The sequence below is a fragment of the Capnocytophaga sp. H2931 genome (assembly GCF_002302535.1).
Lineage (GTDB): Bacteria > Bacteroidota > Bacteroidia > Flavobacteriales > Flavobacteriaceae > Capnocytophaga > Capnocytophaga canis.
Window position 1 is genome coordinate 734,179 of sequence record NZ_CP022381.1, and the last position, 12,855, is coordinate 747,033.

Genomic DNA, 12,855 nt, shown 5'->3' on the forward strand with positions numbered 1-12,855 from the left:
ACTGAAATTGGGTTGTAAATTGCTTTCAATTTTCCGTAACTTTGTGATTAGTTACAACCCAACCATCGAATCCAAGAACCGCCCTTGCGTTGTAAATTGCTTTCAATTTTCCGTAACTTTGTGATTAGTTACAACGGGTATGGTTTCTGGTACTGCGGAACTTACGTTGTAAATTGCTTTCAATTTTCCGTAACTTTGTGATTAGTTACAACCCTCGGTTTTTACCTCCGTCAGATGTATGGGTTGTAAATTGCTTTCAATTTTCCGTAACTTTGTGATTAGTTACAACTTGATATTCCAAGTCCTATGAACGTCACGGGTTGTAAATTGCTTTCAATTTTCCGTAACTTTGTGATTAGTTACAACAAAAATATGAAAGCTCTGGTGGACATTGTGGTTGTAAATTGCTTTCAATTTTCCGTAACTTTGTGATTAGTTACAACTTTAGGATTTTGGATTAATACAGCAGAATTGTTGTAAATTGCTTTCAATTTTCCGTAACTTTGTGATTAGTTACAACATTTGAGGTTGGCGATGAATTTACTTTATTGTTGTAAATTGCTTTCAATTTTCCGTAACTTTGTGATTAGTTACAACTTTCGTAATACACTTCTTCATATATCTGCTGTTGTAAATTGCTTTCAATTTTCCGTAACTTTGTGATTAGTTACAACTTGTGTACCTTTCAAAGTTACCACTTCTACGTTGTAAATTGCTTTCAATTTTCCGTAACTTTGTGATTAGTTACAACGGTAATAATTTTCATACACCTACAAATACTGTTGTAAATTGCTTTCAATTTTCCGTAACTTTGTGATTAGTTACAACCCAAATTCGGTTTTTAATATTAATGATGATGTTGTAAATTGCTTTCAATTTTCCGTAACTTTGTGATTAGTTACAACAGGTTTAAAATATTTACCATTGACACTATAGTTGTAAATTGCTTTCAATTTTCCGTAACTTTGTGATTAGTTACAACCACTTGCACCGTCCCAAATGTAGCCTTTGGGTTGTAAATTGCTTTCAATTTTCCGTAACTTTGTGATTAGTTACAACATCCAAGTGGTAGAGAGGTATAAGCAAAGTGTTGTAAATTGCTTTCAATTTTCCGTAACTTTGTGATTAGTTACAACATTTACTGAGAAAATTTATTCTAATCAATCGTTGTAAATTGCTTTCAATTTTCCGTAACTTTGTGATTAGTTACAACAAATCAGTGTATTTTTTCTTTTGCTGGAAGGTTGTAAATTGCTTTCAATTTTCCGTAACTTTGTGATTAGTTACAACGGGGTTTCTGCTTCCGACGACGAGCAATTGGTTGTAAATTGCTTTCAATTTTCCGTAACTTTGTGATTAGTTACAACAACATAGAGATTACATACTAAATCATTTTTGTTGTAAATTGCTTTCAATTTTCCGTAACTTTGTGATTAGTTACAACCACAATTTTTCCCGACTCTTCAAATCGCTTGTTGTAAATTGCTTTCAATTTTCCGTAACTTTGTGATTAGTTACAACAGCAAAAAAAAACATTTCTAACGCTATTGCGTTGTAAATTGCTTTCAATTTTCCGTAACTTTGTGATTAGTTACAACCTCAAAAAATAATCCTCTGACAGACAGAGGATTATTTTTGTTTTTAGAAATAAAAAATTGAGCAAAAAAAGAATAAATCGGGCTAAGTAAATCCATTTTTTTCATTCTATTTCTAAAATAACTCGAGCTGCTGGTAAGTAGGTGGCGGATCTTCGCGTACTTTAGAATGGAATATTTCCATATCACCAAACTGCTTATCTGTAATCGTCATTACGGCTACTTTCCCGTATTTGGGAAGCATCATTTTTACTCGTTTTTTATGCACTTCTGCATTTTCTCTACTCGGACAGTGCCTCAAATAGATAGAAAATTGAAATAAAGAAAATCCATCATCTTCCAAACGTTTTCGGAAAAGATTCGCCGCTTTTTGCATTGCCTTGGTCTCGGTTGGCAAATCGTATAAAACCATTACCCACATAATTCTATAAGCGTTAAATCGTTCGGAATTCATAACATTTTAGGATAAGAAATTTGTCTTTTTTCGCCCGTATAGCATTTGTACAGAGAGGAAACGGTAGATTTTACCGCAACCAATAGCGGACGCACCTGTTCGTCTATTTTCACATCTTTGGTAGCGATTTGCAAAAAATAAGCTTTCGCTTCTTTGGTCAGTTCTTCGGCTTCAGGATTCTTTTCCAACCATCGGATGACCAATAAATCCACAAAAGGACGGTAAGGTTCCATTAGGTCATCTGCCAAACAGTAGGCATTGTATTTGTTTTTGTGAAAAATCCCCAAAACGGGCAGTAAGCCTGTTTCTACAATGGCTCTTGCCACGATACTTCTCAATACGGAATAACCAAAATTGAAAAACTGATTGGGCGAATCGCCGTAGCGTTCGCGTAAAAAATCGGGGTGAATGAGGTATTTCCAATAGTGCTGTGCAGCGATGCCTTCCATATTGCTGGTGTCGCCCGATTTCACTTGGCTGAGATAGTCATACATAGGACTGGCGTAAGTTCCAAGTCGTTCCAAAACAGCGGCTTGATTGGCTATTTTGCATTCTACGGTTTGTTTCCACAGCTGTTTTTTGAGCGGTTCGCTGGCTTCCATCTGGTCTTTTATGCGTTGGGAATAAATGGCGTTTCCGTGCAGAGGTAGCATTTGTCCGTGTGGGAGATGATGGGCATCGCAACTGATAATCACCACATTGTTTCCCATCAGCCACTGTATGAGCTGATGGGAAATGGTAATCTGAAAGTGATCGAGCATCAACAAACCCAAATCTTCTACCGGAACGCTCCCTTTCTCTGCTTTGGTTTCGGGACAAACGATTTTCATCTGTTGGTCTTTCAACTTCAGATACGCTGGATTACCAATGTAAATGGAGCGGTAGAGCATAATTTCATCGTTTTTAATTAATATTCTCCTACACTAACAATATCACCTAAATGATTGATTCTAACTTTTATGATACCATATAGTTTCTGAGGAGTTTGTATGAAATTATATAAAATTCCTGACAATTCTTTTTTATTTTTCAACATATCTCCATCAATTGATTTTGTTTCTAAATGATGTGTAAACATATAATTTTTAGTAGCCAACTTTTGTACCCTAAATAAATTCGGGCTTATTATTCTCTTGTTTTTAGGGTCTAATAAATCAATATCGTTAGGATTAAATCCTGTTGATTCATTCGGAAAAACAAACATTTCATTCTGTTTCATTGTGAACAAAAATTCCCAACCCAAATGCTGATTGTATGTTTTGTCTATAATAGGTAATCCTTGATTGGCTCTTACCACAGCTTCAAAAACCGATACTACTTTTTCTTGTAAATTTCCCTTCTCATCACGGTAAACCGCTACATGATGATTGCTGCCCGTACTGATAAAATCCACAGGAATAGGCTTACCTTCTTTATCCAAAATTTCTTTGCCTAAATGGTCTTTTTTGGTATGCAAAGGCTCGGCATTTGCTACACCGCTTATGGTTACACGCTTTATCGTAATTCCTTTCTCTTTATTGAGCCATATCGGATTTTTCTCTAAATCTGAAAAGGCTTTTTTAGCATCGTTTCCAAAAGATTGTAGTCGTTCTTTCAAAATTCTCTTTACCCCTTCGTCTAATATTTTGTCGATTAGCTTTTCATCTTTAAAGTTTTCAGGAGTAATGTCTTTTCGGATGGAAAAACTATTTTCTAGCCATACCAATTTCACTTTTTCAGGCAGTTGTTCTGTTTGGGCATCATCTAAATAAATAGGATTTTTGGCCAATGAATTTTTACCTGTAAAAGCCTTTTTCGGATCGCCGCCATTTTCTTCTAATCTTTTTTTCAACAAGGATTGATACAGTGGATTGGCTACTTTTTTGATGGTTTCCAAATCAAATTTCCCTCCAATTTTTTCCTCTTTTTGTACATAATACTGGTATTTCCCATAAACTGTTTCTTTATGCAATTGTCCACGAGGAGTTAAAACTTCCTGAACTTTGTTACTTCCCGCAACTTTATTCTTGTTTTTGGTAACTACCTTATTTTTAGCCTTATGAGAAATTAAAACATTTTCCAAAAAGGCTTTGGTTACCTGACGGAAATTGGGCATTGGTGCTTTAAAAACTCTTTTTTCATTACCATTTTTATCGGTTACTTTTATGGTTTCCAATTGCTGAATACCCATAATATTGCTATGCTCCTTATGTTTTTCATTTTTACGAGCATTCAGATAATTAAGATATTGAATATGATTGTGTTTGGTAAAAGCCACCGTAAGAGCATCCATTGCGTGATGGCGATGGTCATTTCGTTTTGTCCAATCAATGATAACTTCCACTTGCTGACCATACTTACGATCTTCCATTTTGGTAAGTCCCAAGGCTCTGTATTTCGGCAAGTTGAGTTCTTTCATCACATTGATTAAATCCCAATCTTCCCTCAATCTATCCGTAATACCTCCCGATGTAGAAAGCACATTTGGAGTAATTTGCAAAAGTATTTCTTTGGCTTTTTTAGCAATGTATTGTGTTTCACGCAAATCTCTTTCCACAAAACCATCTCCAATTTCACTTTCTTTTTTCAATAATTTTTGGTACTTCGCTTTAGAAATAATGTTGTTTTTGTATAAATCTTCCACACGAGCCACATATTCTTCCAATTTATCCGCTCCAAATTTACTTTCCATATAATCAAATGCCGTCCGTTCCCCTTTATCTAAATTGGTTTTTCTGAAAGAAAGTGTTTTGTTTGAAAAACTATCATCAAATATTCTTGATTTTGGTATAATATGCTCAATATCAATTTCTTTAGTAAATAATTTTTCTTGTGGAATTTTTATATTAGTATATAAATCCTTATATCCGTTCGCTTTTAATTCTTCGTACAGACGATAACGGATAATATCATTTCTTGTTGGATTTGGTAAACCAAACTCATTCTTCAAAATCTTAATGATTTTCTCGTGTTCGGTTTTCGCTTTATTGATGTTTGCCGTCATATTGGCTCTTTCTTCCGCATTTTTTTTCAGTTCACGAGCCAATTCTATACGAATTTCATCGAATTTAAAGTTAGGGTTTTCGGTTCGGTATTTCTTTAAAAGCGCATTGACCAAGTTAATCATCTGATTTAGAATCTTTTCTACTACCGGTTGACGCAAACTATTCTTTTTCAAGACTTCCAAACTATCCTTCAGCACACGATTATCGTTTTCTTCTTTGGTCAATGAATGTTTAGAATGGCGGTAACCTGCTAATTCACAGGCAGTACTGAATTTATTTTCCTTAATATATGGATGAATTTTCCGCATCGCTTTGGTCGATAGACTACCATAATCATCTGACAACGAAACATTCGCTAAAATTTGAGCATACTCTTTTTTAAAACCGAATTTTGTTTCTAATAATTTATAAAGCAATTCGTTACCACTTTTAGAATCATCGCCTTCATAAGAATACAGCAAATGCCAAAGCTGATAACTTGCTTGATTTTCAAAATCTTTACCGTCTAATTCAGCATTGAAATGCAGAATATCCGTGTTGATACCTGCCTCTTTAAAAATCGCTTGAACCATATCCTTGATTTCCGATGCAGGAACTTTCAAATCATCAAGCTCCACCTCATCTTTATTCAATTTTACTTTGAGGTGATTTTTTGCATCATATCCCTCTAAATCAGTAATTTTCAAATATGCCTCATACAATGCTTTATTTGTTCTATTGCCCTCCAAAACAGAATAATTCATCTCCCATTCTTTGGGAGAATACCCTAAAATTTCCAAGCAATAATCCGCTTTGAGATTTCCTTTGAGATTTAACTCATTAAATAATGCTTGTTTTGCCTCCAAATCCAATTCGAAAATTGTTTTCTCTTCTTCAAAAAGAACTGCTTGTTGATTTTTAGCTACTTTTTTCGTTTTACTTCCTTTTTTACGAATCAAGACATTGTTTAAATTCTGCCAAATTTTAAACTCTTGAAACAGAGGCGATGATTTTGGAGCTACTTTAAGACCGATTACTTTTTTGGTACTCGTTCCATCTTCTTTTTTAATCTCTATTTCCTTATTTTCAAATTCACAGAAACTCACCAATGATTTTTGCGATTTCAGTTTTCTTTGGTAGAAAATCACCACATCTCGAAGTTCTTTTTTTAGGGACTCGGTCAAAATTTGTGGATAAAATTGAGCTTGGGTATTCCAAATTCGTTCAAATTCATCTAAATAATCTTGGCGATAAAACACCTGATTTTTCAACGAAGTATGCGGATTTGCTGCAATTTGTTTCCAAAGATACTCGCCTACGGTTTCATTATTGAAGTAAAGTTCCTTGCTTCGGTCTGAAATTGCTCCCAAATAACCACTAGAATTATTTAAATTATTATTGATTTCGGTGATGACAAAAGCCAATTCTTCCCTTGTCAATTTCTTTGAGAGAGCATCTACTCGCCATTGATAGGCTTGTAATTTTTTATCTTCTCTACTTCCTTTATTTTCAGCGGTATAGATTTGGTATTTTGCCAAAAACAAAGCACTGGTTGCCCTTTGTCCTTTACCTTTAAGTCGAGCGTAAAATTCATCGGTCAAAATATCCGAATGAAACTGCTTTTGAAAGTTCCAAACTTTATCCAATTCAAACTGTAAATCAGAACGATAATAGTCAGGTAATGATTTTTTACCTTCTTTTAAAAGTTGTAGAGATAATTGTCCTGTAGTAAGGTTTTCTTCATAAAGTCTTTTGGCAATTTCCATTCCGTCTATCAGTTGCCCTTCGTCTTCATTTTTAGCTTTTCGACTGCTTTTATAACCTCTTTTTTTATTAATCGTTAAAAAAACACGAGCCAATTCCCCCAAAGATATTTTTTCTTTAGCCGATTTTGCTCGTAATTCTAATGTTTGGAAGGTGGTTCCTTTACCGTTTTCTGTTAAAATTGTATTTTCAGAAATGAGTTGATGTTCTTTCAAAAGTTCGATGAGTTCTTTTCTACGGAGCTTATAGCGTTGCAGGTTGCGTCTAGCACTTCGTTTCAGGGTTCTATCGGCATTGGTAGAAATGGGCTTCCCTTTCTCGAAATTTGTTTTTTCATCGGTTGTTAGCGGATTTACTCTCACTCCCAAATCAACAATCTCCGAAGTTTCAGTATCGTTTTCGGCTTCTTTTACATAAGCCCAACCAATTGAATTTGTCCCTAAATCAAGACCGAGTATATCTTTCATAATTAATAGTTTAAAAATTAACGGGTATAAAAATACAAATAAAAAGTTAATTATTTTTGATATTCAATTATTTTTTTCTATCTTTGTAGCAGAAAGCAATTTACAATAAGGATTATTCCGTTGTGAAAACATCTAGTGCCTCGCCTATCTGCGGGGCTTTTTTAAAGAAAAAACCAAGACTAGTTACCTAATTATAAGGTAAGTAATCTTGGTTATCAGAATTTACTTTTTGTGCTTTTTACACAAAAAGCAGAACGGCTTAGATAGATAAACTATCTTTTTGCTTCGCCAGTGTTTAAACTTACGAAAACAAACTAATTGTTTTTTCTCATTCATAAATCTACATTTTATGATTAATAATTAGTTTCATAAGACCTTTTGATGTGGGGCATCAAAAGGTCTATTTTTTTTACCAATCCTCGTAGTAGAGTGTTTTTACAAAATCAAATTGTTTATTTAAGCAATTAAATGAATAAGAAAGCAAATTTACAACAAACAAAAGAAAATAGTATCAACTTTACTCTACTTATGAGGATTAATGGCACAAAGATAACAAAAGAAAACAAGACTACAAAATTAAGATACTATTATTCTTTTGTTTAAATCTTATAAAAAATAAACAACAATAATAATCCAATGATTATCAGCAAGATAAAAACATATTTTTTTTAAAAAAACACTTTTCAAATCCTAAATAATAAAAATTCCTTACTTTTGCATATAAAACTTTTAAACTGTGAACATATCAATCGTCGGAATGGGTTCGATTTCTGCTTTAGGAAATTCTTTTACAGAAGTCTGCCTGTCATATCAAAATCCAATATCTTTATTAAAGCCTTATGGTGAGGTTCCCATGGGAAAACTCTCTGAAAGCGGTCTGACTGCTGTAAACAACTTACGACTATCATCACCGGCATATACCAACTTGGACGATACAGTTTTATTTGCAATTACATCAGCCCGACAAGCAGTCAAACAGGCTAATTGGCGTGATGGTAATTTTGGTGTAAATATCGGTTCTTCTCGCGGAGCGACAACTCTTTTTGAAAAACATCACTCCTATTTCATTGAAAATAAAGCATGTGAAACTTTAGCTTCTCCAACTACTACGTTAGGAAATATTGCTTCGTGGGTTGGTCAAGATTTAGGGAGTATAGGTTTTGAAATGTCTCATTCCATCACCTGTTCAACATCTTTACACGCTGTCGTTAATGGTATTGCATGGCTTCAAAGTGGTATGGAACAGCGATTTTTAGTCGGTGGAAGCGAAGCTCCGTTAACTCCCTTTACTATAGCTCAAGCCAAAGCTTTAAAAATTTATAGCAGTCTCACGGATCATTTCCCTTGTCGAGCAATGGACGTACACAAAAAACAAAATACAATGGTTTTAGGCGAGGGAGCTTCTGTTTTTTGCTTAGAAAATGGATTGAAAGACAATCGATTAGCAGGAATAACAGGATTCGGATTTGCTTCTGAGAAATTAACTCACAATGTATCTCTTTCGGCCAATGGCGAATGCTTACAAAAATCTATGCTGATGGCTTTACGAAATACAGACGTTTGTGATATAGACGTTATTATCACCCACACTCCAGGTACTATTAAAGGAGATTTAGCAGAAATCACAGCTATCCGAGAAGTTTTCAAAGAATCTGTTCCTTTTATGACTAATAATAAATGGAAAATAGGACATACATTTGGTGCAAGTGGTGCTTTGAGTCTTGAAATGGCAATATGTATGCTCCAAAAACAGGAAGTTTATAGCGTTCCTTATGTTGAAAAACAAAAGAAACCTGAAAAAATAGAAAAAATACTCATTAACGCTGTTGGTTTTGGAGGAAATGCTGTGAGTATTTTAGTCGAAAAATAATTTTTGTACTGCTGACATTAAAAATTAGGCATGACACTAAAACGAATGCCAAACTTGGGATTCCGAGTACCGTTAACATCATTAAAATCACCACGCCATATAAAATCTAAACGAAACGGGCGAATATTTCCAAAACCTATATTTTCAATACCAAAACCGTATTCCCAATACAATTTTTCAGGCGTATTGTATATTAGATTCGTTTGGTGAGCATCTCTATTTTGCTGACTTATAGTACCATAAGCAAAACGAGCAAATAATAAACTTCGTAATTTTGTTTTGTCGACAAGTGGAATTTTATTCAAAATAAACCCGTTAAAATGATGCTCAAAATAACCATTAAGATAGGTATCATTTATAAAATCATAATAATCTAACAACGCAAACGACTGAGGTATAATCGAATAGGCTTGATTGGCAGGCGTTGGTGTCAAAATAGTCAACGGTACGGTACCAAAAATTTTCCCTGCCTCAAAAGTTGTGTTCAGCATTCCTAAATTCCAAACAGTAATAGGTTTTTTGATTAAAACCTGTACTTTATCATAGTCAAATTGGCTTCCTAAAGCTCCTGATGCTCCTTTAGTATATTTTAACACGTAAGTATCATGTATTTTCTCTCCATAACGTTGCTCCACCCCATAGCCAAAGACGTTTCTTCCTGGGGTAAATTTGATATTCAACCCTGTGTTGAAATCGGTATAATTGGTATATGTTTGATTATTCTTCAAATCTCGAAAGGCTATGAAAAAATGTTCAGGATCGGCAGATTGTGAGTGCTGATATACTCCAAAAACACTAACTTCAATGTTTTTTAACGGCACATACGTTATAGCCGCTGATGTCTTTTGATTTCTGGTCAAAAAATAGTTTTCTCCTCGATTAATAATGGCGTTACTTCCTCTTCGGAATGTGAAATTACCATCATCGTGAATCAAATAGTTTCCTAATTGCAAATAATCATCCTGATAAGCACCTCCAAACGTCACTCGAGGTTCCTCCGAAAGTAAATATTTAGCACTTAATCCATACTTAAACCGTTTATCTCCAATGCCATAAGCTCCGTAAAAATAAGAGCGAAAACGATCTTCAATTGAATTAAATGTTCTGAAACCTAATCTAAATCGATGCTTTTCAACATCGTTTGATTCGTACACCTGCCAATATGTACCGAATTGCAGTCCTTTACCCAAAGGGATTGAATTTAACGATACATACCCTGTACCTATAATATCTGCAAGTGTAGTAATTAATTTAACTTTCGGATTATCAGCCACTTCCTTAATCAACCGAGTTGTTTTAGAAATATTTGCCGACTTCACGGTTGCTTGTTGCCAATATGTATCCCCTTTAACAAATTGATCCCTATATTTTTGAACTATTTTTTGTTCATAAAAAAGAGTCGCTTTTGGTTGATTCAGGACCACATCAGAGTATCCTATGATATTACGAATGTACAAGCCTTTCTCTTCTATGTCCTTAGAAAGAATCGTAAAATCAGCTTCTTGAATTTCTTTTTCAAGATAATAAATACTATCATTTTCAATGGTAAAATGCTTTTCGAAAAACAATCCCCGCACCATATTCAAATTGGTTTTGGGAGTAGTTTTCATCTCTATACTTTTGATAATAAAAGTTTTAGTATCCACAATAAAATTTCCTTCCAAAGCCAAATCAGCATCTATTTTTGGAAAAAAATAAATGCGATAGAAATTTCGATTCTCTTCTACTAAAGTATCTTTTAAAACATAGTGATACGTCCCGTAGCCATATTCCGAGAGAGGGCTTACAAATGGGCGATTTAAAATCAAATATGAATTTTCGTAGATGTCAAATTCATCAAATGCCTTGGTGATTCGCTCTAAACCATAACCATTTTGAGCTACTCCTTGTGAGCGTTCTGCCTCTGTATCAACTCGTTGTTTATTGATTTGGTTGTTACCGTAGACCTTTTGTACGTTTTCTTTAATATAAATCGGCATTGAAAAAAAGCCCCTGTTTTTTCGTTCCATAAGAGTTTGTTCAAACTCAGCATAATCATTTCCTAAAACCTTTTTTAGGAAAATCGTATCTAATTGATTGATACCCAACTCTGAGACACTATGTTTCTTATACTCATATGCTTGTGAATTTTTAAGTCCTTTTTTACTCTTATTTTTCCAAATACCTTGTAGAACTGTGTAGGCTGGGTTTTCTTTTTTCGAAAGTGACTTGGTTGGTTTTCCTACTACAACAACCTCTTCAAGCTCTTCTCCTTCAGTAAGTTCTACAATAAGATTTTTTGTGATTTTATGTTGTAATCGTATTTTTTTAGATGTGAACCCTAAGGAAGAAACTTCAATATAATTATGGTTTTTCTCTGAGTATAAGGAGAATTTTCCTGAAGCATCCGACACTACTCCTTTCGTAGAATTCACAAAAATGATATTCGCAAAAGGAAGTGGTTTTCCTTGATCATCAATAACTTTACCTGAAACTTGAGTTTGGGAATAAATATAAATGGGAAGAATGGTTAATAGGAGTACAAAAATATTTCTTATCATAAAAAAAACTGTCTGAACCAAGTTGCAAATGTACACTTTTTTCAGACAGTTTTTACCTTTTATTGTTTATTTTATTTAAACCATTTATCAACAACTGCTCTCAATGCAGGTTCTTTATCTTCTAAACGTTGTAATAGAACAAATTGGTTTCTTGCTCTAACAAAATTTTCTTCGGGGAATGAAGTTTTGAAATAAATGTCATTATTAAAATAATCCGTAAGGAAACGTACTCCGATAATAAAAATCATATATTTAGCACCATCCAAAACCATACGTTTTTCGGTCTCTGTCATTACGTCTTTCATCACTGAAAATCCTTTACAAATGGCTTCAAAGAAAGTTTCATTGAACACAATTTTTGAATCATCAGGTTCATTTTCATTAGTAGGACTCACAGAGGTACGCACCATATCTCCAAAGTCATACAATAAAATTCCTTGCATTACTGTATCCAAGTCAATAACTTTGAAATCGTTCGGATTATCCTTGTGAATCAATACATTATTTATTTTTGTATCGTTATGAGTAACACGAATAGGGATGCGTTTTTCATCCACAGCTTTCTGTACTTCATCAAATATTACCTTGTGCGACTTTGCAAAATCATAGAGATGTTGTGCCTTTTCGATGCGTTCGGACTTCGCCTGTGCAAAAGCATCTTCTAATTGTTGAAAACGCTTCATCCCGTTATGAAAATCAGGAATAGTATCCTCCAATCTTGAAGTATCTATCTTTTCAAATGTTTTGATAAACGTTGCATAAGCCGATGCAGCTTTCTCAGCCTGCCATGCTTCTTTAACAAATTCGTATGCCACATAATTCTTCGCAAACGGAACCGCACGCCACAAAGCATTGTCTGCTTCTACCGAAAAACCTCCCGTTTTGACTGGTAACATATTCAAAATAATAGTGTTATCAGCAACAGTTTCCCAAAGCAATTCAATATTTTTAATGATTGCATGTGGTTTTTTGAACACATTGGTATTAATTCCCTGAAGCACATACTCTTGTTCAGTAGTTTTCACTAAAAAAGTATAATTGATGTGCCCATTTCCAAAAGGCTCAACGGAAACGATATCTCCTTTAAAATCAAACAAAGGAGCAATTCTTTCAGCTGTATTTTTCATTTTATTTTATATTTTTAATTGGTAAATCAAATGTATATGAAGATTTTTGCGTATAACAAAAAAATCTATGTAAAT

Annotated in this window: 6 protein-coding genes and 1 CRISPR repeat array (1 of these 7 only partly in view); of the genes, 1 reads left to right on the top strand and 5 read right to left on the bottom strand. The window is 34.0% G+C overall.

Going from position 1 to position 12,855, the window contains the following annotated elements; translation table 11 throughout:
- Nucleotides 1-1,598: direct repeats of the CRISPR family, unit length 47 nt; unit sequence GTTGTAAATTGCTTTCAATTTTCCGTAACTTTGTGATTAGTTACAAC (it extends 451 nt beyond the left edge of the window).
- 112 nt (nucleotides 1,599-1,710) lie between these two features.
- The 3 genes from cas2 to cas9 are packed head-to-tail and all read right to left on the bottom strand — an operon-like array spanning nucleotide 1,711 to nucleotide 7,243.
- Nucleotides 1,711-2,049, bottom strand: coding sequence for a CRISPR-associated endonuclease Cas2 (gene cas2, locus CGC52_RS03040; protein ID WP_002663340.1), 339 nt, complete (start codon nucleotides 2,047-2,049; stop codon nucleotides 1,711-1,713).
- Nucleotides 2,046-2,939, bottom strand: a complete 894-nt coding sequence (gene cas1 / locus CGC52_RS03045) for a type II CRISPR-associated endonuclease Cas1 (protein WP_095893405.1) — start codon at nucleotides 2,937-2,939, stop codon at nucleotides 2,046-2,048. Before cas1 ends, cas2 begins: the two co-directional genes overlap by 4 nt.
- A gap of 17 nt (nucleotides 2,940-2,956) precedes the next feature.
- Nucleotides 2,957-7,243, bottom strand: coding sequence for a type II CRISPR RNA-guided endonuclease Cas9 (cas9, locus tag CGC52_RS03050; RefSeq protein WP_095893406.1), 4,287 nt, complete (start codon nucleotides 7,241-7,243; stop codon nucleotides 2,957-2,959).
- A gap of 736 nt (nucleotides 7,244-7,979) precedes the next feature.
- Between cas9 and CGC52_RS03055 the strand changes: the two genes are divergently transcribed.
- Nucleotides 7,980-9,113: a beta-ketoacyl synthase N-terminal-like domain-containing protein gene (locus CGC52_RS03055; RefSeq protein WP_232751833.1), complete on the top strand. Its 1,134-nt coding sequence runs from the start codon at nucleotides 7,980-7,982 to the stop codon at nucleotides 9,111-9,113.
- Between the two features lie 17 nt (nucleotides 9,114-9,130).
- On the opposite strand, the gene CGC52_RS03060 is transcribed toward CGC52_RS03055, so the two are convergent.
- Together CGC52_RS03060 and CGC52_RS03065 are read right to left on the bottom strand one after the other, a co-directional pair.
- Complete coding sequence (locus CGC52_RS03060; protein ID WP_095893408.1) at nucleotides 9,131-11,653, bottom strand: DUF5686 family protein; 2,523 nt, start codon at nucleotides 11,651-11,653, stop codon at nucleotides 9,131-9,133.
- 71 nt (nucleotides 11,654-11,724) lie between these two features.
- Nucleotides 11,725-12,780: an aminoglycoside phosphotransferase family protein gene (locus tag CGC52_RS03065; protein ID WP_042344534.1), complete on the bottom strand. Its 1,056-nt coding sequence runs from the start codon at nucleotides 12,778-12,780 to the stop codon at nucleotides 11,725-11,727.
- Nucleotides 12,781-12,855: the final 75 nt, after the last annotated feature.

Bases quoted from the DNA above. Each gene is read 5' to 3' on its own strand.
- cas2 (WP_002663340.1), bottom strand. From the start codon at position 2,049: ATGAATTCCGAACGATTTAACGCTTATAGAATTATGTGGGTAATGGTT.
- cas1 (WP_095893405.1), bottom strand. From the start codon at position 2,939: ATGCTCTACCGCTCCATTTACATTGGTAATCCAGCGTATCTGAAGTTG.
- cas9 (WP_095893406.1), bottom strand. From the start codon at position 7,243: ATGAAAGATATACTCGGTCTTGATTTAGGGACAAATTCAATTGGTTGG.
- CGC52_RS03060 (WP_095893408.1), bottom strand. From the start codon at position 11,653: ATGATAAGAAATATTTTTGTACTCCTATTAACCATTCTTCCCATTTAT.
- CGC52_RS03065 (WP_042344534.1), bottom strand. From the start codon at position 12,780: ATGAAAAATACAGCTGAAAGAATTGCTCCTTTGTTTGATTTTAAAGGA.